Annotated in this window: 21 protein-coding genes; 4 read left to right on the top strand and 17 right to left on the bottom strand. The window is 42.7% G+C overall.

The window, feature by feature from the left end:
• Window positions 1-28: 28 nt before the first annotated feature.
• The 3 genes from RsY01_RS04940 to RsY01_RS04930 are packed head-to-tail and all read right to left on the bottom strand — an operon-like array spanning window position 29 to window position 2,312.
• Window positions 29-406 (bottom strand): YwiB family protein, encoded by a 378-nt coding sequence (locus RsY01_RS04940; protein ID WP_094784443.1) that lies wholly within the window; start codon window positions 404-406, stop codon window positions 29-31.
• Window positions 407-1,363 (bottom strand): alpha-ketoacid dehydrogenase subunit beta, encoded by a 957-nt coding sequence (locus RsY01_RS04935; RefSeq protein ID WP_094784442.1) that lies wholly within the window; start codon window positions 1,361-1,363, stop codon window positions 407-409.
• Window positions 1,356-2,312 (bottom strand): thiamine pyrophosphate-dependent dehydrogenase E1 component subunit alpha, encoded by a 957-nt coding sequence (locus RsY01_RS04930; RefSeq protein WP_157905779.1) that lies wholly within the window; start codon window positions 2,310-2,312, stop codon window positions 1,356-1,358. Before RsY01_RS04930 ends, RsY01_RS04935 begins: the two co-directional genes overlap by 8 nt.
• A 256-nt stretch (window positions 2,313-2,568) precedes the next feature.
• Between RsY01_RS04930 and RsY01_RS04925 the strand changes: the two genes are divergently transcribed.
• The 4 genes from RsY01_RS04925 to RsY01_RS04910 all read left to right on the top strand — a co-directional run bounded on the left by RsY01_RS04925 (window position 2,569) and on the right by RsY01_RS04910 (window position 5,747).
• Window positions 2,569-3,888, top strand: a complete 1,320-nt coding sequence (locus RsY01_RS04925; protein WP_094784440.1) for an HD domain-containing protein — start codon at window positions 2,569-2,571, stop codon at window positions 3,886-3,888.
• Between the two features lie 31 nt (window positions 3,889-3,919).
• Window positions 3,920-4,726: a sugar-phosphatase gene (gene yidA / locus RsY01_RS04920; RefSeq protein WP_094784439.1), complete on the top strand. Its 807-nt coding sequence runs from the start codon at window positions 3,920-3,922 to the stop codon at window positions 4,724-4,726.
• Between the two features lie 86 nt (window positions 4,727-4,812).
• Window positions 4,813-5,385 carry a TetR/AcrR family transcriptional regulator gene (locus RsY01_RS04915; RefSeq protein ID WP_157905778.1) on the top strand — a complete coding sequence of 191 codons (573 nt, stop codon included), beginning with the start codon at window positions 4,813-4,815 and terminating at the stop codon, window positions 5,383-5,385.
• Between the two features lie 41 nt (window positions 5,386-5,426).
• Window positions 5,427-5,747: a hypothetical protein gene (locus RsY01_RS04910; RefSeq protein ID WP_094784437.1), complete on the top strand. Its 321-nt coding sequence runs from the start codon at window positions 5,427-5,429 to the stop codon at window positions 5,745-5,747.
• A 13-nt stretch (window positions 5,748-5,760) separates the two neighbouring features.
• Here RsY01_RS04910 and RsY01_RS04905 read toward each other — a convergent pair whose 3' ends face one another.
• The 14 genes from RsY01_RS04905 to RsY01_RS04840 form a co-directional block, all read right to left on the bottom strand.
• Window positions 5,761-6,531, bottom strand: coding sequence for a Nif3-like dinuclear metal center hexameric protein (locus RsY01_RS04905; protein WP_094784436.1), 771 nt, complete (start codon window positions 6,529-6,531; stop codon window positions 5,761-5,763).
• The gene (locus tag RsY01_RS04900) at window positions 6,518-7,213 is read right to left on the bottom strand and encodes a tRNA (adenine(22)-N(1))-methyltransferase (protein WP_094784435.1); all 696 of its coding nucleotides are present in this window, start codon (window positions 7,211-7,213) and stop codon (window positions 6,518-6,520) included. Before RsY01_RS04900 ends, RsY01_RS04905 begins: the two co-directional genes overlap by 14 nt.
• Window positions 7,210-7,854 carry an endonuclease III gene (gene nth, locus RsY01_RS04895; protein ID WP_094784434.1) on the bottom strand — a complete coding sequence of 215 codons (645 nt, stop codon included), beginning with the start codon at window positions 7,852-7,854 and terminating at the stop codon, window positions 7,210-7,212. Before nth ends, RsY01_RS04900 begins: the two co-directional genes overlap by 4 nt.
• Window positions 7,844-8,542 (bottom strand): DnaD domain-containing protein, encoded by a 699-nt coding sequence (locus RsY01_RS04890; RefSeq protein ID WP_094784433.1) that lies wholly within the window; start codon window positions 8,540-8,542, stop codon window positions 7,844-7,846. Before RsY01_RS04890 ends, nth begins: the two co-directional genes overlap by 11 nt.
• An 80-nt stretch (window positions 8,543-8,622) precedes the next feature.
• Window positions 8,623-9,483 carry a MurR/RpiR family transcriptional regulator gene (locus tag RsY01_RS04885; RefSeq protein WP_094784432.1) on the bottom strand — a complete coding sequence of 287 codons (861 nt, stop codon included), beginning with the start codon at window positions 9,481-9,483 and terminating at the stop codon, window positions 8,623-8,625.
• Between the two features lie 61 nt (window positions 9,484-9,544).
• Window positions 9,545-11,497 carry a glucose PTS transporter subunit IIA gene (locus RsY01_RS04880; RefSeq protein ID WP_094784431.1) on the bottom strand — a complete coding sequence of 651 codons (1,953 nt, stop codon included), beginning with the start codon at window positions 11,495-11,497 and terminating at the stop codon, window positions 9,545-9,547.
• 27 nt (window positions 11,498-11,524) lie between these two features.
• Window positions 11,525-12,418, bottom strand: a complete 894-nt coding sequence (gene murQ / locus RsY01_RS04875) for an N-acetylmuramic acid 6-phosphate etherase (protein WP_094784430.1) — start codon at window positions 12,416-12,418, stop codon at window positions 11,525-11,527.
• The gene (locus tag RsY01_RS04870; protein ID WP_094784429.1) at window positions 12,411-13,472 is read right to left on the bottom strand and encodes a DUF871 domain-containing protein; all 1,062 of its coding nucleotides are present in this window, start codon (window positions 13,470-13,472) and stop codon (window positions 12,411-12,413) included. The genes murQ and RsY01_RS04870 overlap by 8 nt, the downstream gene beginning before the upstream one ends.
• A 145-nt stretch (window positions 13,473-13,617) precedes the next feature.
• Window positions 13,618-14,550, bottom strand: a complete 933-nt coding sequence (locus tag RsY01_RS04865; protein WP_094784428.1) for a homoserine O-succinyltransferase — start codon at window positions 14,548-14,550, stop codon at window positions 13,618-13,620.
• A gap of 113 nt (window positions 14,551-14,663) precedes the next feature.
• Window positions 14,664-15,251 carry a DUF1054 family protein gene (locus tag RsY01_RS04860; protein WP_094784427.1) on the bottom strand — a complete coding sequence of 196 codons (588 nt, stop codon included), beginning with the start codon at window positions 15,249-15,251 and terminating at the stop codon, window positions 14,664-14,666.
• 36 nt (window positions 15,252-15,287) lie between these two features.
• Complete coding sequence (locus RsY01_RS04855) at window positions 15,288-16,553, bottom strand: dihydroorotase (protein ID WP_094784426.1); 1,266 nt, start codon at window positions 16,551-16,553, stop codon at window positions 15,288-15,290.
• Window positions 16,554-16,609: 56 nt separating this feature from the next.
• Complete coding sequence (gene pyrE, locus RsY01_RS04850) at window positions 16,610-17,242, bottom strand: orotate phosphoribosyltransferase (RefSeq protein WP_094784425.1); 633 nt, start codon at window positions 17,240-17,242, stop codon at window positions 16,610-16,612.
• Window positions 17,243-17,325: 83 nt separating this feature from the next.
• Window positions 17,326-18,459 carry a UDP-galactopyranose mutase gene (glf, locus tag RsY01_RS04845; RefSeq protein WP_094784424.1) on the bottom strand — a complete coding sequence of 378 codons (1,134 nt, stop codon included), beginning with the start codon at window positions 18,457-18,459 and terminating at the stop codon, window positions 17,326-17,328.
• On the bottom strand, window positions 18,459-20,375 hold the full coding sequence (locus RsY01_RS04840) for an ABC-F family ATP-binding cassette domain-containing protein (RefSeq protein WP_094784423.1): 1,917 nt from the start codon (window positions 20,373-20,375) through the stop codon (window positions 18,459-18,461). The genes glf and RsY01_RS04840 overlap by 1 nt, the downstream gene beginning before the upstream one ends.
• Window positions 20,376-20,471 lie beyond the last annotated feature (96 nt).

The raw sequence follows: 20,471 nt of genomic DNA, 5'->3' as shown, positions 1-20,471 counted from the left end.
TTCGGTTTTCAGAACAACTGCTAGGTCATCAAGAAAAATGTACAGCCAAATCATACTGAGCGATTTTCGTCTCACCTTGCCAAAATTGATAGCTGGCTTTAAAACCGTGACTTGATTTTTGATAATGCTGGGTTTTAATTTGAAAATGTTGCAGGCCAACTGGTGTGGCAATTGCTGTCTTCGTCACAACTTCTGGGTGCATTTTCATAATCGTAATCGGCTGTGAAAAGCGTGTAATCGTCAGCATTTCAGCATCATATTTCATGACGACTTTCTCGCCTAGTTCATTTTGATAAACGAGAAACTGACTCCCATTTTTCTCATGATAATCGCCAGTAAACGCCTCATGAATGACCTCGGTCTCACGGTCAATTTTGATGAGGTTATCAATCGTTATTTTGACCATTTAAACCTCCTTCATCATCGTGCCAATGGTCGCAAGAATTTCATTAGCGGTTGGGACTTGCGCCAGTTCAACAGATTTAGCCGCTGAAATGGGCATGAAGTGTCCGCCCAACCTTTTGATCGGACCTCTGAAACCTGTTTCGATGATTTGTGCCAAGATTTCACCAGAAATGCCCGAGCGTGTTACCGCCTCAGTTAAAATTAAAACCCTACCCGTTTTTTGAGCAGACGCCGCCAGTGTCTCAATATCAAGCGGTGAAATCGTAATCGGGTCGACAATTTCAACAGAGACAGCCGTTTGACTCGCAACCGTCTTAGCCACCTCAACCATTCGCCCGAGGGCAATAATCGTTACATCACTACCAGATTGGACAACTTTAGCCTGACCAATTGGCACTTCATAGAGCTCAGACGGCACAGGCATGGCTGTTTTATAGAGCGATTTCGGCTCAAAAACCAAGACAGGATTATTATTTTTAACCGCCGCAACTAAAATCCCTTTGGCATCATAAGCATTGGATGGCATAACAACAATCAAGCCAGGCACATGCGCAAACCAGTTCTCAAAACTTTGAGAATGCTGGGAGCTTGCGCCAGTTCCTGAGCCACTGGCTGCACGGATGACCATGGGCACAGACTGCTCGCCATTAGAAAGAAAATGGATTTTCGCCGCTTCATTAACGAGCTGATCAACAGCAACGGTCAGAAAGTCTGAAAACTGAATCTCAAGAATAGGGCGTTTGCCAAGCAAGGCTGACCCTGTCGCGACACCCGTAATGGCAGCCTCAGAAATCGGCGTATCTAGCACACGATCTGGAAAGTCTGCGATTAAACCTTTTGTCGCCCCAAAGCCGCCACCATAAGTGCCGACATCTTCACCCAAAAGATAGCTTTCCGGAATCGTCTCTAAAATTTGACGAAGACCTTCGTTGACTGCTTGTAAATACGTTTTAGTCACTGTAAACCGCCTTCCAACTATCGCTTGGCATGCTTGCTTCCTCATCTGTTAAAGCCTGTTCAGCTTCTGCTGAGAGGTGACGGTAAATTCTTTCATCAATCAAGGCAATTTCTTCTGATGAGACATCATAGTCCGCAATCAAGACTTCCCGTAATTTTTTAATCGGGTCTTCCCAGTTAAAAAACTCGTCTGGCGTACGATATTGCTCGCTATCCGAGCGTGAATGCCCCTTAAAGCGATAAGTCACGGCTTCAATCAAGACTGGACCACTTTTAACATCTTGACGCGCCTGTTTAAAGACATCATGAACAGCAAAAACATCTTGCCCATCTACCTGATAAGCGCTCATCTCATAATTTTTGGCGCGCTCAGAAATGCTCCCTGCAATCATCACAGACGCATCACTCGACATGGCATATTGGTTGTTTTCGACCACAAAAATAATCGGCAATCGCCAGATACTGGCTAAGTTCAGACTTTCGTGAAACGTACCTTCATTAGTCGAGCCATCCCCCGAAAAACAAACGACGATACGCTCTGAGCCATCCATTTTTAGCGCTTGCGCTAAGCCTAAAGCGACTGGATAGTTCCCGCCAACGATGCCGTTGCCGCCAAAATTCCCGACTGATATATCGCTGATATGCATGGAACCTCCATGTCCGCCATTTGTCCCCGTTTTTTTGCCGAAAATCTCAGCAAACATGGGATAAGTCTTCGTCCCTTTAGCAATGGCGTGCCCATGATTGCGATGCGTTGAAAGTATCAAATCGTCTGGTGACAAAAGATCACAAACAGCAGTTGCGATGGCTTCTTGACCATTGTAAAGATGGGTCGTGCCATACAAACAACCCGCTCGATTTTTATCGTCAATGATATTTTCAAAATCTCGAATGGTCACCATCGTTTGGTACCAACTCAACGCCCGATTTTTTTCAATATGTTGCATCATCTCTTTCCTTTCTGCGACTTTGTCTTGAACTTCACGCAAAGTCTTTATTTTTTTTCGTACATAAGCACATGTAACTCTATTATACGATAATTTTGATAAAATAAAGTATTTCAGTTTCATAAAATTTACCGATAAGCGAACAGACAGTGTAAAGTTGTGATTAGTTAGGAAATAATAAGTATTTTTTAACTTAATATCGTGCATTTTTTAGTAGATTAAGTTATAATATAACTACATATCATATAGAGGGTGCAGTATGTCCAATACAAAATTAGAGAAAGTTTTCCGTGATCCGGTTCATAACTACATTTCGGTCAACAATCAGACCATTTATGACTTGATTGGCACAAGAGAATTTCAACGCTTGCGCCGAATTAAACAGCTCGGTACATCCAGCTACACCTTTCATGGTGCGGAACATAGCCGTTTTACCCACTGTTTAGGTGTCTACAATATTGCCAAGCAAATCACGGAAATGTTTACCAAAAACTATCCTGAAACTTGGAACCCAGAAGAAAATCTTGTCGCTCAATGCGCTGCTTTACTGCATGATGTTGGTCATGGTGCTTTCTCTCATACGTTTGAGGGGATTTTTGATACTGACCACGAAGCCATTACCGTCAATATCATCACTGATCCATCGACCGAAGTCAATGCTGTCTTGAGAAAAGTGGCGCCTGATTTTCCTGAAAAAATCGCCAGCGTCATCACGCACGATTATGACAATCAGCAGGTCGTTCAGCTCATTTCAAGCCAAATCGATGCAGATCGCATGGATTACCTTTTACGCGATTCTTATTATACAGGCGCAACCTATGGCGAATTTGATTTAACACGGATTATGCGTGTGATTACGCCCGTTGACAATGGGATTGCCTTTAAGATTCAGGGCATGCACGCTGTAGAAGACTATATCGTCAGTCGCTACCAAATGTATATGCAAGTCTATTTCCATCCCGCAAGCCGTGCGATGGAAGTCCTACTCCATCAGCTTTTGAAGCGTGCCAAAGTCCTCTATCCTGCTCAGAAAGATTATTTTGAACTGACCAGCCCGCGTTTAGTGCCCTTCTTTGAGCATAATTTTACGCTGTCTGACTATCTCCATCTCGATGATGGGGTCATGACGACTTATTTTCAAAATTGGCAGACGCATCCCGATGAAATCTTGTCAGATTTGAGCAGTGCCTTTATCAATCGCAAATTAGCCAAATCCATCAAATACGATAAGGCTGATGAGCAAGATTTAGACATTCTACGGCAAATCATTGCCAAAATTGGTTTTGACACAGATTACTATACGGCTGTGCATTCTAACTTTGATTTACCCTATGATCTCTATCGCCCAGAGCTTCAAAACCCTCGGACGCAAATTGAAATCATGCAAAAAGATGGGACGCTCACTGAATTATCTGAGCTATCTAGCCTTGTTAAATCTTTGACTGGCACGACACATGGGGATAATCGCTTCTATTTCCCACGCGATATTCTCAGCCCAGAGACACTGTTCAAAGCTGAACAAGAAGCCTTTGTCAGCTACATTAGGAATGACCATTTTTTAGGAAAAGAAAGGAAGTAAGCTGAAATGTTCAGTTTACAACTAGATTAACATGTCAATTAAACTCGTTGCTATCGACATTGATGGCACTCTTGTCAACAATAATCGTGAAATCACACCTGAGGTATTTGAAGCTGTTCAAAAAGCTAAAGCTGCTGGCGTCAAAATCGTCATTGCCACTGGCCGACCACTTTTGGGTGTCAAAAACATTCTCGAAGACTTGAAGCTCCTCGATGCGGGCGACTATGTCATCACTTATAATGGCGCACTCGTGCAGGCGACTGCGACTGGCGAAGCTTTCATCGATGAACCTCTGACTTATGACGACTACTTGGATATTGAGATGGAAAGTCGCAGACTTGGGACACCCCTTCACTCGATTACCATGTCAACGGTCTACACGCACAACCGCGATGTCAGCAAATACACGATTAACGAAGCCTATATCACTGGTCTACCCTTGAAATATCGGACGGCTGAGGAAATGGGCAAACATGAAATTGTGAAGATGATGTATATTGATGACCCTGAAAAACTGGATGTCACGATTGAAAAATTGCCACAACGTTTTTGGGAGCGTTATAATATCGTTAAATCAACGCCTTTCTATCTCGAAATTCTCAACAAAAATGCGAGTAAGGGACTTGCCGTCCAGCACTTGGCTGAAAAGCTCGGCATCTCGCATGAAGAAACCATGGCCATCGGCGACGAAGAAAATGACCGCTCGATGTTAGAAGCCGTGGGCAACCCTGTCGTCATGGCAAATGGTAACCCAGAACTCAAGAAAATCGCCAAATACATCACCAAATCAAATGAAGAATCTGGTGTCGCACACGCGATTAACGAATGGGTGCTTTAAGCAGTCAATGCAATAGACATATCGATATAAATAAGTGCCTAGCACTCTGATGAAAAGCCTAGCAAAAGGCTATGGAGGAAATAAAAATGCCACGTAAAAAAGTGATTACTGATGAAATGATGCTGGATTTTGGCTTTCAGTATCTCAATACCTACGGATTTGAAAAATTCACGGCTCGTGATGTTGCGCAAAAATTTGGGATCTCGACACAACCGATTTATGGTGCCTTTAAAAACATGGAGAACTATAAACGCGCTGTTTTGGCACATGTTTTTCACTATATGTTTGATGTTAAACTGAGTGAAAAGTATGCTGAGGATCCTTTAGTTTCAATTGCGATTGCCTTTATTCGATTTTCTGAAGAAAATCCTAATCTCTATCGCGCGCTTTTCGTTGAAGGTTTTGCCCGCAATCACGTCATGTTTGACTATTCTCTTGAGAATTATAAAAAAATTGTTGCTAATTCAAGTCAATACAAAGACCTAACAGAGGATCAAATTGAGGCCTTGCACATTCGGACTTGGATTGTTGTCAATGGCATGGCTGCGTCAAGTATTGCAGGCATTCGAACTTATTCAAATGAGTATTTGATCACGATATTTGAAGAAATCATCAACTATATTCTCAAAAATCCTAATATTGTACCGATTTCACGGTAATTCAGACAAAAAGTGTTACACCCGACACAGGAGGTCATAAAATGGATAATCAAACGTTTGTTGAACGCGTCGCGACATATTACACGATTGACGACTATGCCAACTATGCCGTCATTTATTTCAAAAGTAATGAAATCGAACCGATGAAACAAGTCAAGCTTTACAAGACAGAAGATCCCAACTTGGCGCACGCTTTTGATCAGTACATCGCCAATTTTGATGTTAAAGCATTGACTGAAGCTAAATGGCGCGTCAATCCTGAGTATTGGCTAGAAAAAGTGATTACACCTGATATCGTCGAACAATTCTATGTGGATTGGTTGGCAGAACTTAAAACCTTGCAAGAAAATATCAAAAAATGATGCCGAATAGGCATCATTTTTTGATAAACGGATTAGTGAGGCTACTACTTTCGATAATGTCGACATCGGTCTTAAACTCGCTGAGGACTTGTGCCACTTTTTTGACAAATAAAACTTCGATATGGTGACCAGGATCAATCGCCAAAAGCCCTGCTGACAGCATATCATGCGCTGTGTGGTAGTAAATATCACCAGTGATGTAGACATCAGCTTGCTTGGCGATTGCTTCTGGGTAAAATTTCCCGCCACTACCACCGCAAATGGCGACACGTTGAATGGTTGGTGACAGGCTTTGGTCGTAACTGACCACTGTTAAACCATCTAAATCGAAAACTTTCTTGATTTTTTCAGAAAAATCGTCTAAGGTTTGTGGTTGGATATGCCCCACACGACCCAGACCAAAGTCTGTCAGATTTTCAGTCTCCATGATATCTAACAGCTCACAAAACCAGTCATTCAACCCATTTTCGACGATGTCAATGTTAGTATGGCTGGTGTAAACGGCAATGCCTGCGCGCGCTAAATCCAAGATGATTTTTTGTTGTGTATCTTGATCTGTCAAATTATCCAGTGGTCGAAAAATCACGGGATGTTTGGCTAAAATCACATCGACTTTTTGGTCGATTGCTTCTTGGACAGTCTGCTCACGAATGTCTAGCGTAACCATGACCTTCTGAATGTCTTTATTTAAAGTACCGATCTGCAGACCAACTGGATCATCTGCCATGGCGAGTTCCTTTGGACAGTAGGCTTCATATCGCGCGAAAAAATCACTGGCTAACATTTAAAATCTCCTTGATTTTGGCAATTTTAGCTGAAAATTCGGCTTGTTTTTGTTGGGCTGACGCCGGAATGTTTGCTAATATCGCTTGATTGACTGCTAATTCTGCTTGCCATTTGTCGAGAAAGACGGCTGATTTTTCTTGTAGCAGATAGGGACCGAAACACAATTCTGCTTCGGTTAAATTGGCTTGTTTACCGTGGCGTGCGACGATAATTTCATAAATCTTGTCATTTTCTGCTAAGATTTTTTCATCAGAAATCATGAAATCGTGTGCCTGCAACCATTGTCTGAGATGACGTTCGCCGTTATTGGGTTGTAAAATCAAGGTTGAGACGTGGTCAAGCTTATCACGACCATCCTCTAAAATTTCAGCAATCAAGTGACCGCCCATACCGGCAATCGTCACCGTCGTCACACCATCAACTGCTGAGTCAAAAGCAGCCAAGCCGTTGGCCAATCTGACAGTGATTTGATTTTGCAGACCTGCCGCCTGAACATTGGCCACAGCACTCTCGTAAGGGCCTTTAACAACTTCTCCAGCAATGGCTTGGCTAATCCGACCAGACTTGATTAAATGGATAGGTAAGTAAGCATGGTCGCTCCCAACGTCTAGCAGAACGGCATCTTGTGGGACAAAGGCGCCGACTTGGGTCAGGCGATTTGATAATTTTTCATTTTTCATTTTAAAACTGTTTTTTCTCCAAAGTGACAGTAAGGCAAGACAGGACAGGCGACGCATTTTGGCGCACGCGCGGTACAATGATAACGCCCAAAGAAAATCAAACGATGATGGGTCACAACCCAATCTGCTTCAGGCACAACGGTCATCAGCTTTTCTTCCACTTCTGTGACCGTTGCCGACTGCTTGATCAACTGCAAACGTTTCGACACCCGCTCGACGTGTGTATCGACAGCGATACCTGGAATGCCAAACGCATCTCCCAGCACGACATTCGCCGTTTTACGCCCCACACCCGGCAAAGTCTGCAACAAGTCTTTATCTCTCGGGATTTCACCCCCAAAGTCCGTCTCGATCATCTCAGCCGTTCTGACGATATTTTTAGCTTTACTCCGATACAGACCAATGGTCTTGATTAAGCTTTCAACATCTGACATATCTGCTTGGGCTAGGCTTTGACTATCAGGATATTTAGCAAAGAGTGCTGGTGTCGCCTTGTTCACCCCTTTATCCGTCGCCTGAGCCGACAAAATCACCGCGATGAGTAGTTGAAACGGCGTATCAGCGTTCAGCTCACCATGTGCCTCTGGAAACATCTCAGCGATAATCTCTAGCACTTCTAAAAATTTCTTTTTACTGAGCATCGTCATACCCCCAAGCCTTGCGCAGGCTATCGACTGAGTTAAAATAGTCCTCAGAAAGTGGGGCATCAGTCTGTTGCTCAGCCTTGCGCATCTCACGTTCTTCTCGATTATCCGCAATATCACGCGCCGTCACAATCCCGTCATTACGCCAATTGCGCAAAATCGCTCGAATATAAGGCAAAGAAACTTTGCGGTTCAAGGCTGCTTCACGCAAGGCTTGTAAGATTAAGTCCGCCTCGAATTTGTCATCCGACAACCATTTTTGCAATTCTTCGATATTAATCGGCGTCAAGCCACCCGGCATTTCTGGCTCAAAGGCTGCGATGAGACGTGATATGTCGGAAACGGCTGGCTCGTCATCCTCAGGGATTGTTATGTCGGAACTTGCATCCGATAAAATAGCATCCAATTTGGCAAAGGCTGGCCGTGTGTCAAACCGCATCTCACCTGTCAGGTCATCAAATTCAGCCGTCAATGTTGCTGAATCTGTCAATAAATTAATGGCTTGATTGACATCAGCTGTCGTCAGCTGTAAAAAGCCAGCAATTTGACTCGGCGCCAGTGCTTCATTGCCATAAAAATAAAGCCAGACATTGAAACTCGCAAGTGTCGGAAAAATCTCTAAAATATGCGTCAATATCGCCTGTGGTAAGACGATATCTTTTTTAAATTGGTCATAATAAGTCATAACTTCATTATACCAAAAAACCACACCTTGCGTGATTAAAGATTAAAATAGTCCTATTTGGCGAGCGGTTAAAATGATCATCAAAAAGAGAAATCTTCTCCCAATTGTTGAATCGCTTGACTTGTTTTTTGCAGATTTTGATAGCTCTGGTCAAAATGTTCTGAGACATACATGTAAAAGAGAATATCAACGACGTAGAGTTGCGCCATCAAACTCATGGTCGCTGCTGTTCGCATTTGGAAAGCTTCACCAGAAATTGAGTGCAGGACATAATCTGAAAGCTGTCCTAAAGTAGAGTTTTCATTCGACGTAATTGCGATCATCGGCACTTTCATTGATTTGATAACGCTTGCAAGTTCGACAACTTCTTTCGTTTCCCCTTTCATCGATATACCGATAAAAGCGGCCTGATTTTTCTGAATAGCAAGAAAGGTAATCAATTGATGGGTATCTTGAATAAAATAGACTTGCTTCCCAATTCGACTAAATTTTTGGAAAATATCTTGAGCGACAATGGCTGAGGCACCGATACCAAAAACAAAAATGACCTCGACCTTATCCAGACAAGACACAACCGACATCACCGCCTCATCTGACAATGACGTATTTGTCGTCTCAACCATATGATTAATCCGAACTTTTAATTTATTTTTAATGGATAGGGGCGTCTCAGCATCACTCACTTCTTCATAATCACGCTCATTATCTGCGTGAATGGCATAAGCGGCACTTAATTTCTGTTTAAACTGTGAAAAGCCGTCATAGCCTAATTTTCTGGAAAATCGGACTAGGGCTGCTGAGGAACTTCCGATCTCCTTAGAGACTTCCTGTGCGCTCTTCTCCAAAATCGACTCGCCAGACTCAAAAATATAATCTGCTATCCGTCTTTCGACAGCTGTCAACCGCTTATATCTTTCTCTCATTATCAGTAGTGTATCCATAGCACCTCCATTCCTTCTTTTATTATAACAAAGAGGCTGGCATAAGCCAACCTCTTCTCTTTTAAGGCTCGATTGTCAAGAGGACTTGTCCTTTGTCAACCTTATTTTTGGCAGCAACACTGATTGCTTTATAGGCACTAGAATTCGTCACAACAATCGGCGTTATAGCTGATAAACCAGCAGCTTTGATTTTGTCAAGATCAACACGTAGCATTAAATCCCCTTTTTTCACGCGCTCATTTTGTTTGACAAAACTTTCAAACCCTTCTCCGTTTAACGCAACAGTATCCATGCCAATATGGATTAAAATTTCGACACCCTCATCGCTTGTCACACCGATAGCATGTTTAGTCGGAAAGACAGTTGTGACAATCCCATCTACAGGTGAGTTGATTTGTCCATTTGACGGCTCAATCGCAATACCTTTTCCTAGCATCCCACTAGAAAAAACTTCATCAGCAACCTCAGACAACTCTTTCACTGTGCCTGACATCGGTGCATAAACAGTTGCTGCTTCAAAAGCAGGCGTTGTGACCACGCGCAAAGTGGGTTGAAGGGTTTCCATTTGAACTTCTTGACCATAATTATCTGCTTTTATTTTGGCATCTTTGGGGATGCCGAAGAAATAAGTCGCAAGGAAACCACCCGCATAAGCACCAAGTAAACCTAATACATAAACTAGCCATTTGCCATGAGCAATTAAAGAAATTAAAGCGACACCACTAGGGCCTGGGGCAATCGCACCCACATTACCGAAAAAGCCGATAATTGCGCCACCAATACCACCACCGATACAGGCTGTGATAAATGGTCTCCCCATTGGCAGGGTTACCCCATAAATCAGGGGTTCGCCAACACCAAGAATACCGACAGGTAAAGCACCTTTAATATTTTGAACAAGTGTGCGATCTTTTCTGAGTTTAGCCCAAATTGCCAAGGCTGCACCGACTTGACCTGCTCCTGCCATTGCCAAAATTGGTAATAAATTGGTTTGACCGGTTTTCGCAATCATTTCCAAATGAATCGGGCCTAAAATTTGGTGTAAGCCTAGCATCACCATTGGTAAGAAAGCAATACCTAACACAAAGCCAGAGAAAGCACCACCAATATTTAAGATACCATTAATCCCACCAATCAAGTTATCGGAAACAAAGCCAGCAAGTGGCATGATTAGGAAAATTTCTAACAAACCGATAAGAATCAAACTAATCGTCGGTGTGACAATGATGTCCACTGACTCGGGTACCATTTCGTGAAGTTTCTTTTCGATGATTGATAGTAACCAAACAGCTAGTAAGACACCGAGCATCCCGCCTTGACCTGCTGAAAGGGGCTGACCTGTGAAGATATTTTTGATTGGGCTTTCTGGATTCATACCATTTAGCATGACCACACCACCAATAACCCCACCAAGCGTTGGTGTCGCACCAAATTCATTAGCAGCATTGATACCAACGTAAATCGTCAAGTAGGCAAATAAGGCATTTTTCAAGATATTCATGATATCAATATACTGCTGCCATGTTGCCGCGTTTAAATCACCAGCCAACACCATATTAGATAGGACAGCCGAAATCCCTGCAACCAATCCTGTGCCGACAAACGCTGGAATCATTGGCACAAAAATGTTTGAAATTGATTTTAAGACAGATTTTAATTTTGAGGGTTTATTATATTTTGCTTTAGCCGCTGCTTTATTGGCTAATGTCTGTTCCTCAAAGCTCAAGCCTTCCGAATTTGGAAAAGTCTCGCCGAGTTTGACCCCGACCATGTCCACCATTTTCTTGGCAACTTTATTAACTGTTCCGGGTCCTACGACCACTTGTAGCGTTTCATCTTCAACAATGCCCATGACACCATCAATCGCTTTCAGACCAGCCATATTGACCTTTGAGTTGTCAATAATCGTCATCCGGACACGTGTCATACAATGAATCACTTTTCTGACATTCTTTTCCCCACCAACATTTTCATAAATTTCTCTTGCAATCCGCGCCATTTTTTCTTCTGCCATTTTTTATCTCCCATTCCCTTAGATTGATTAATGCAATGTATCTTTAACAAATCCTTCCGCTTTGGTCAGTTTAGCTCGTCCCTCCTCCGCAGTTGAATCGGTTAAAATCATAACAATCGCAAGCTTGACATCCCGATTGGCTGCCTCGAATGTTGCCTCAGCCTCCTCATAGCTACATTCTGTTGCTTGCATGATAATTCGCTTGCTACGCTCAACCAATTTTTCATTGGTTGGCTTGACATCAACCATCAAATTATTGTAAACTTTGCCGATGCCAATCATCGCAACCGTTGAAATCATGTTCAAAATTAATTTTTGAGCTGTGCCGGATTTCAAACGCGTTGACCCCGTTAAAAACTCAGGACCACAGTCCACTTCTATCGGCAGCGCTGCGTGTTTGGAAATCTCAGCATTTTTGTTACATGATAGACTAGCCGTCGTTGCCCCTACTGCTTTGGCATAATCTAGCCCACCTATCACATAAGGCGTTCTGCCACTTGCCGCAATGCCAATCACTGTATCATTTGGATTCAGATTTAAGTCAATTAAATCTTGACGCCCTAAGGCTAAACTATCCTCTGCCCCCTCTACTGCAACTGTCATGGCTTGCTCACCACCTGCAATCAAGCCAATCACTTGTGTCGCAGGCACACCAAATGTCGGCACACATTCAGCTGCATCCAGTACGCCTAAGCGACCACTTGTCCCAGCACCCATATAAATCAAGCGCCCCCCCTGCTTGAAGGAGGTAATCACTGCAGTCGTAACGCTTTCAACTTCTGGTAAAGCCTGTGAAACGGCTGTGGCAACTTTTTGGTCTTCTTGATTCATTTTATTCAAGGCCTCATGGACACTCATTTGATCAAGGTTGTAAGTTTCTGTATTTCTGCGTTCTGTTGTTAGTGTGGATAAATCAATCATTTTGTTTCTCATTTTCTATTCTAAATTTTTGTCCTGCGCCAATATAGTCAAGCAACGCTATATCCTCAGCAATAATCTGCCCTACTCTATTGACTTTTGAATCCGCTTGCAAATCTTTTTTCACAATTTGAATTTCCCCCATATAACGCCCATAGTCACAATTATCAATCGTAATCGCTCCTTTATGTCTAGCACTTGTATTTTCTGGACGTATCTCGGGTATTGCCTTAAATCGAGCAGTAGCACTACGTATCACATCTCTCGCAGCATCTTGTCTATTGGCATGGTTACCTAGAACGTAGCTAAAGTCGGCTGTCTCTGCTCGTCCTCTTAAAAGAACCGTTTGCTCCTTGATATAATGGCTGAGTTGTCTAGCTGTCATCTCTTTCAAACCGCCATCCCCGATGTAAATATCATCTACGGACATTCGCTCCATATCCATCAAAGCCGCAAGCGGATGTAAAAAGCGATGTGCTTCTAATGTCGGTAAGCCTAGATATAAGGGGTGTCTCAGATCTGCATCTCCTGGTACAAAGGCCATGACCTTGAAACCATGTTGTCTAAGACATTTATTTTTCTCAATGAAATCATCATGTGACATCCCCGTTTCCGGACGTGGATAGTAATTATGCCATGCCTCTAACTGATCAAAATTAGCATGATTTGCTTGTAATTCATCAATATCCTGCTGAGTAATGGTGCTGGCATTTAAACTGATGGTAATGTCTTGACTAGCCTTTGAAATCGTTGCATTGCTGATATGATAATCCATTCTTAAACCAGTGACACCAAGCGCTTTTAGCTCTGCCAAATTGTCAAAGGAAAAGCCTGAACGACTTAAAGCATCACCCGAAATATCAACCATTAACTTTAAGTGATTGGCTTTGGCAAGTCCACCCAAGTCAATCAATCTTTTTTTATAAAGCTTGACATCATCTTCTGGAATATGCATTGAAGTAAAGATTCCTTCAAAACCACGATTAGCCATTTTTGTGAGATATGAACGCTTTGTTTCATTTAAATCTGTGTTCATAAATATCGAGAAACCATACATATTTCACCTCCTTTTGAAATAATATTTCATTTCTATGATTTTATTATACATTAAAAGAATTATAATTTCAACACTTTATTTATATTTTTGTAAAAAAAGAAATATTATTTCAAAAATGGCATTTAAAAAATCACGTTCAACGTGATTAAAGATTGAAATAGTCATATTTAGCAAGCTCATGTAAATCGTAGAGGGTCTCTTGATAAACGGCATAGTTCAACCAATTTGAAAAGAAGAGACTGGCCGCACTCGACCAAGTCATCCGTGGCTTTTGTGTCGGATCATCATTTGGGTAGTAGGCATCTGGCACAACCTCCTCACCCAATTCAGCCTTATCCCGCTGATATTCAAAATCCAAAGTCATGCGGTCATACTCTAAATGCCCAAAGCTGTAAATCTCACGCAGATTTTTCTTGACAACAAGAGACAAACCAGACCTTTCACCATAAGATAAAATCTCAAAATCATGCGGTAAATCGCTCGCCAAGGTCTCAGTACTTCGAGAATGTGGGGCAACAAAATCATCATCAAAGCCACGAAATAAAACATGTTTCGGATTCTCCACCGTCTGATGATAAACCCCCCATAACTTTTGCGCCAAAGGATGTTTAGGGATACCATAACGCGCATATAGTCCCGCCTGCGCCCCCCAACAAATATGTAGGGTCGAATAGACATGCGTCCGTGACCAGTCTAAAATCTGATGCAGTTCATCCCAGTAATCGACTGCTTCAAACGCTAAATTCTCAACAGGCGCCCCCGTCACAATCATGCCATCGTAATACTCAGTTTTAATATCATCAAAACTTTTATAGAAAGTATCCAGATGATTTTGCGTAATATTTTTAGACTGATGGGTCCTCATATGTAGAAAATCAACATTAATTTGTAACGGCGTATTCGACAATAAAGCCAATAACTGGGTTTCTGTTACCATTTTACGAGGCATCAGGTTGACCACCAAAATCTTTAAGGTTCTAATATCTTGTTGCGCTGCTCTCGTTTCGTCCATGACAAAAATATTATCGGCTTCTAATAGCTTGACGGCTGGTAGTTGACTATTGACTTTTACAGGCATCTCATCCCTCCTTTCCTAGTAGGTTATTCCACTATTTTATCACGTTTCACCATAGGTTAAAACTATGATGAAATTATACTTAGCTATAAAAAAAAACTATACATCGATAGTTTTTAAGCATTCAAGCGTTGATAAAGTGGGAATAAAGCCTCTAAAGTCTCTAAAATATAGGCTTGTGGATCTGCTTGCCAGATTTTAGCATCTCGGGAAATGATCCGCCCGACTTCAAATTCCCCCTTTTTCACATCGTGCAAGCGCTGGATACCTGTCTCTAACCCCTGCGTCACAGAGAAAAATTCAGGTTTGGTATGATCCAGAGAATAGACAAAATCATCTGGAAAATCATGATGACTAGCTAACTCATCCGCATACTGCTCCCGTTTAGCAGGATTATCAATAATCGACAGATACATAAAGACATAGCTATCCCAAATCCCTAGCTGTAAATGTGCCTGAGACTTGTAGCCACGCTTATTATCAGAAATTGCCGACCAGGTATTTTCAGGCGCATATTTCGTCCGTCTCCGATGTTGGGCAATATGCACATAGGTGTCATGCCCGACAAAATCTGTCAGACGCGCTGATACTTCAGTCATTACTTCTGCAAAAATCGGTTGGATATTAGCCCGAATGGCAGCCATTCGGTCATCTAAGCCTGCAACCTCAAAAACTTTAAATGACCTATCATTAAAACATTTCACTCGAAATACCTTCTCTTCTTTCTCACAGAGCTTTCATCAACCTTGATAAACAATCTCGCCATCACAAATGGTATAAGCAATCACACCTTGCAATTGTTCCCCAACAAATGGTGAATTGCTAGATTTTGATGCAAAGTCATCTGTGATGTTACGCACCGCATCTGCATCAAAAATGACAAAATCAGCTGGCCCATTTTCGGCTAGATAGCCTGCATCTAAACGCAAGACTTGAGCAGGATTGCTAGTCATTTTTTCTAATAAAGCCATTAAAGACAGATGACCCGGCGCAACCAAATGCGTCAAGCCAAGCGATAAAGACGTTTCAAGACCCGTCATACCAGACGGCGCTTTTATAATTTCTTGGTCTTTTTCAGCGTGTGTGTGTGGCGCATGGTCTGTTGCAATCACATCAATCGTGCCGTCTTGCAGGCCGACAATCAATTTAGCAATATCAGCTGCCCGACGCAAAGGTGGATTGAGCTTGGCATTGGTGCCATGCGTCAAAATCGCTTCTTCTGTGATTGAAAAATGCTGGGGCGTGACTTCTGATGTGACCTGTGCACCAAGCGACTTGGCAAATCTAACGACATCGACCGATTCCCCAGCCGACAAATGCTGAAAATGCACGCGCGCGCCTGTATCCAGCGCTAACATGGCATCACGTGCCACCATACTGTACTCAGAAACCGTCGGCGCACCCGTCACCCCACAGTGGTGGGCAACTGCCCCGTCGTTAATGCCTAACACCCCCGTTAATTGCGGGTCTTCTTCATGTAGCGCTAAAAACGTGTCAAACGCCACTGCTTTTTGCATGGCCTTGCGCACTTGACCCGCATCGGCAAACGGAATCCCATCATCAGAAAAACCAACTGCCCCCGCCTTTAAAAGCGCCTCAAAGTCTGTCAAGGTCTGCCCGTCAAACTTATCGGTAATGGTCGCAACACTCTTAACATGAATGTTTTCATGCGCCGCAGTAGACAGCACCTCGATCAAAGTTTCAACGGTTGAAACTGTCGGAGTGGTATTCGCCATCATGACAACAGTGGTAAAGCCACCACGCGCCGCAGCCAGACTACCCGTATGAATGTCTTCCTTATGCGTTTGACCTGGCTCCCGAAAATGAACATGCATATCAATCAAACCGGGTGCGACAATCTTGCCCGTCGCATCAATGATGTCAGCACCTTTTTGTGACAAATCTTGCCCAATGGCAATAATTTTCTGCCCATCAATCAAAACATCAGCCATCGCATCAAATTGACTTTTGGGATCTATCACACGGCCATTTTTTATGAGTTTCATTTCGGTCCTTTTCTATCTATCGAGCGCTATTATTCAACTAACCAACTGATATACACTTAATCTTGCCAAGTCGTTTGGTTTTCCTTGAATTTTTTAAGTAAGGCTAATTCATCGGCATCGACATAACCGATTTCTTTGGCAATCTCAATCAAATCAGAATAATTTGACAAGGTAATCAAAGGCAAATTGGCTTTTTCAAAGTTTTCAATCCCGCGTGGTAATTCGTAGGTGAAAATCGCCGCAACGCCTAAGACATCAGCACCCTCTCGGCTTGCTGCCTCAGCGGTGCCAATCACAGAGCCACCCGTTGAAATCAAGTCTTCGATAATGACCATCTTTTGATGCTCAGTAATGCGACCCTCGACTTGATTGCCTGCACCATGGTCTTTAGCTTTAGAGCGGATATAAACCATTGGCAAATCAAGAATTTCAGCAACCCAAGCGGCATGAGGTACGCCACCAGTTGCTGCCCCTGCAATCACTTCAACATCGGGAAACTCGGCACGAATACGGTCAGCAAAGCCTTGGGCAATGCGACGACGCACTTGAGGATAGGAAATCGTCATCCGATTATCGGTATAAATCGGAGATTGGATACCACTCGCCCAAGTAAACGGATCATTGGGTTGGAGGAAAACGGCCTTGATATCGAGTAAGTCTTTAGCGATTTCGCGAGATAGTGTTTGCATGGGTGTGCTCTCTTTCAAAAGTTTGTTTGTTACTATTTTATCACAAGATGTCCGGGAAATGGTTGAGATAATTTGAAATTTTCTTACGATTGTTGAAACTCTTTTTCAACGGCAACTAAAGCTGCGTGAAAAACTTGATCCATGTCGTAGTATTGGTAAGTGGCTAACCGCCCACCCAAGATGACCTTGTCAAGTTTTTGAGCCTCTGCTTGATATTGTTTAAACACGGCTGAATTTTTCTCATCATTGACTGGATAATAAGCTTCTTTAGTTCTATCCCAGTCTTGCGGATATTCCCGTGTCAAAATCGTAACATCATCATCGCCTTTTTGATCGAAATGGCGCCATTCCATGACCCGTGTGAAAGGCGTTTCTGCATCTGTATAGTTGGTAACGGCATTGCCTTGAGCATTTTCCGTCGGTAAAAGCTCAGACTGGAAACGAAGACAGCGGTAGTCTAGCTCGCCAAATTTGTAAGCAAAAAATTGGTCAATCATGCCGGTATAAACAATCCGCGGAAACTCAGCTAAATAAGCTGCCTTATCAGCGAAAAAGTCCGTATCCAGTTGGACATCTATCAAATCACTGTCCAACATTTTCTCAAAAATTTCTGTATAGCCGTTTACTGGTAGGCCTTGATAGCGATGATTGAAGTAATTATTATCAAAAGTAAAACGTGTTGGTAAACGGCGAATGATAAAACTAGGTAGCTCAGTCGCCTTGCGTCCCCATTGTTTTTCTGTGTAACCTTTAACCAGTTTCTCGTAAATATCAGTCCCGATAAGCGAAATCCCTTGCTCTTCTAGATTTTTAGGTGTGCCCGTAATCCCTGCAGCCTCACGCTGTTCAGCAATTTTAGCTTGCGCTGCTGCTGGTGTTTTGACACCCCACATCTGATAAAAAGTGTTCATATTAAAAGGCAGATTATACAAATCCCCTTTAAAATTAGCAATAACTTGGTTAATATAGCCGTTAAATGCCGTGAATTGATTGACATAATCCCAGATGGCTTTGTTGTCTGTGTGGAAAATATGCGCCCCATAATCGTGGATAGTGATCCCATTTTCTTGGTGGGTATAGAGATTACCACCTAAATGACTGCGACGCTCGATAAGCAAACACCGCTTACCACGCTTAGCTACCTCATGGGCAAAAGTTGCGCCAAATGGTCCTGCCCCGACAATCAGATAGTCATAATTTTTTGTATGATGTCGCACTAAATTGACTCACTAAGTTCTTCAGATTTTTCTAGCCATAATTCTTCAACGGCTTCTTTTTCTGCCTCAATTGCATCCAGCTCTTTTTGTAGCTCGCCTAAGCTGACAAAGTCTTCTGATGACGCGACCATTTGCTCATGCAAGGCTGCAATCCTTTCATCAAATACCTGTAATTTTTCGTCTAAGGCTGCGATGTCCCGCGTCAATTTGCGACGCCATTTTTGATCATCTTTCGATGCTTGATAGCTTGACGGTTGCTCAGTTTCTGAGTTTTGATTGCTTTCTGTTGCTAAAAGTGCCGCAATTTCAGCCTCCTCAGCCTTTTTTTCCAAATAATAGTCATAATCACCCAAGTAAAGTCTGCTGCCTTGGGCAGATATTTCAAGGACTTTATCGGCAACTCTGTTAATGAAATAGCGGTCATGACTGACAAAGAGTAGCGTGCCGTCAAAATCGATGAGGGCATTTTCCAAGACTTCACGGCTATCAATATCCAAGTGGTTGGTCGGCTCGTCAAGCACCAAGAAATTATCATTTTGCATGGAGAGCTTAGCCAAGAGTAAACGCGCTTTTTCACCACCAGACAACATGCCAACAGCTTTTTGGACGTCATCGCCTGAAAAAAGAAAGGCGCCCAGACGATTTCGGATGTCAACCTCTGGCACAAGACTATGATCTTGCCAAAGCTCCTCTAATACTGAGTTAGACGGCGTCAAGTCACGTTGTTCTTGGTCATAATACCCCATGGCGACATTGGCCCCTAATTTGACCGTACCGTCAATCAAAGGAATTTTGCCAACAATCGACTTGATTAAAGTCGATTTGCCAATCCCATTTGGCCCGACAATGGCGATTGAATCGTACTTGCGCTCGTCTAAGTTAATCGGGCTAGATAAAACTGCTTTATCGTAGCCAACAGCACCATTTTCAACCGTCAACACGACATTTCCCGACTCAATCGCCGGTGAAAAGGCGAAATGGGCTGATTTTTCATTGGTCAGAGGTTGATCCAAGCGTTCCATTTTTTCAAGTTTTTTCCGTCTCGACTGGGCGCGTTTGGTCGTTGAGACACGCGCTAGATTACGGTTCACAAAATCTTCTAAACTGGCGATTTCTTTTTGCTGTTTGTCATATTGTTTGGCTTGGGTTGCCAATTTTTCAGCTTTTAGTTCAATGTACTTGCTGTAATTGCCAGCATATTTTTCAAGCTTGCCACGTGATAATTCTAGCGTTTCAGTCGTTACTTTATCCAAAAAATAGCGGTCATGGCTGACAATGAGAATTGCGCCACGATAGTTTTTCAGGTAATTTTCCAACCACAATAAGGTTTCGATATCCAAGTGGTTGGTCGGTTCATCAAGAATTAAAAAGGCTGGGTTTTCGAGCAAAATCTTTGCCAAAGCCAGACGTGTTTTTTGACCACCTGACAAACTTGCGACAGATTGCGACCAAAACGTGGCATCAAACTTGAAACCATTTAAGACATTTTTGATGTCAGATTCATAGGTAAAGCCTTTATTTTGGCGAAATGTCTCAGTCAGGCTGTCATAACGTGTCATCAAACTAGCGAGGTCATCACCCGACAACTCTCCCATTTGTGTTTCCATCTGACGTAATTGCTTTTCCTGACTCATTTGCAAGTCAAAAACGCTGAGCATCTCGTCATAAATCGTCCGCTCAGATGAAAAATTTGCCTCCTGTGCCAAGTAAGACAGGGTCAAATTTTTAGTCTTTGAAATCTCTCCAGCACTTGGTGTCTCCACATCTGCAATAATTTTCAGCAGGGTTGATTTGCCTGCACCATTGCGTCCGACGAGTGAAACCCGCGAGTTATCTTGAATTGTAAAATTTATTTTTTCAAACAGGACATCTGCGCCAAATGTCCGTGAAATATTGTTCCCTTGTAGTAAAATCATAGGTCTATTTTACCATAACTCAGCCTGTTAATCTAATCGGCTAGTTGATTTTGTTTGACAACTTCACAAACTTTTGGTAACCTATTCACAAAGAGT

Origin of the sequence: Pseudolactococcus reticulitermitis (assembly GCF_002260845.1) — a bacterium.
GTDB lineage: Bacteria > Bacillota > Bacilli > Lactobacillales > Streptococcaceae > Pseudolactococcus > Pseudolactococcus reticulitermitis.
The sequence above is the reverse complement of the archived record's forward strand: the minus strand, read 5'-3'. Positions and strand labels throughout refer to the sequence as shown.

What these genes read in the sequence shown, in the direction of transcription:
- RsY01_RS04940 (WP_094784443.1), bottom strand. Translation starts at nt 406, where the DNA reads ATGGTCAAAATAACGATTGATAACCTCATCAAAATTGACCGTGAGACC.
- RsY01_RS04930 (WP_157905779.1), bottom strand. Translation starts at nt 2,312, where the DNA reads ATGATGCAACATATTGAAAAAAATCGGGCGTTGAGTTGGTACCAAACG.
- RsY01_RS04925 (WP_094784440.1), top strand. Translation starts at nt 2,569, where the DNA reads ATGTCCAATACAAAATTAGAGAAAGTTTTCCGTGATCCGGTTCATAAC.
- yidA (WP_094784439.1), top strand. Translation starts at nt 3,920, where the DNA reads ATGTCAATTAAACTCGTTGCTATCGACATTGATGGCACTCTTGTCAAC.
- RsY01_RS04915 (WP_157905778.1), top strand. Translation starts at nt 4,813, where the DNA reads ATGCCACGTAAAAAAGTGATTACTGATGAAATGATGCTGGATTTTGGC.
- RsY01_RS04910 (WP_094784437.1), top strand. Translation starts at nt 5,427, where the DNA reads ATGGATAATCAAACGTTTGTTGAACGCGTCGCGACATATTACACGATT.
- RsY01_RS04905 (WP_094784436.1), bottom strand. Translation starts at nt 6,531, where the DNA reads ATGTTAGCCAGTGATTTTTTCGCGCGATATGAAGCCTACTGTCCAAAG.
- RsY01_RS04900 (WP_094784435.1), bottom strand. Translation starts at nt 7,213, where the DNA reads ATGAAAAATGAAAAATTATCAAATCGCCTGACCCAAGTCGGCGCCTTT.
- nth (WP_094784434.1), bottom strand. Translation starts at nt 7,854, where the DNA reads ATGCTCAGTAAAAAGAAATTTTTAGAAGTGCTAGAGATTATCGCTGAG.
- RsY01_RS04890 (WP_094784433.1), bottom strand. Translation starts at nt 8,542, where the DNA reads ATGACTTATTATGACCAATTTAAAAAAGATATCGTCTTACCACAGGCG.
- RsY01_RS04885 (WP_094784432.1), bottom strand. Translation starts at nt 9,483, where the DNA reads ATGGATACACTACTGATAATGAGAGAAAGATATAAGCGGTTGACAGCT.
- RsY01_RS04880 (WP_094784431.1), bottom strand. Translation starts at nt 11,497, where the DNA reads ATGGCAGAAGAAAAAATGGCGCGGATTGCAAGAGAAATTTATGAAAAT.
- murQ (WP_094784430.1), bottom strand. Translation starts at nt 12,418, where the DNA reads ATGATTGATTTATCCACACTAACAACAGAACGCAGAAATACAGAAACT.
- RsY01_RS04870 (WP_094784429.1), bottom strand. Translation starts at nt 13,472, where the DNA reads ATGTATGGTTTCTCGATATTTATGAACACAGATTTAAATGAAACAAAG.
- RsY01_RS04865 (WP_094784428.1), bottom strand. Translation starts at nt 14,550, where the DNA reads ATGCCTGTAAAAGTCAATAGTCAACTACCAGCCGTCAAGCTATTAGAA.
- RsY01_RS04855 (WP_094784426.1), bottom strand. Translation starts at nt 16,553, where the DNA reads ATGAAACTCATAAAAAATGGCCGTGTGATAGATCCCAAAAGTCAATTT.
- pyrE (WP_094784425.1), bottom strand. Translation starts at nt 17,242, where the DNA reads ATGCAAACACTATCTCGCGAAATCGCTAAAGACTTACTCGATATCAAG.
- RsY01_RS04840 (WP_094784423.1), bottom strand. Translation starts at nt 20,375, where the DNA reads ATGATTTTACTACAAGGGAACAATATTTCACGGACATTTGGCGCAGAT.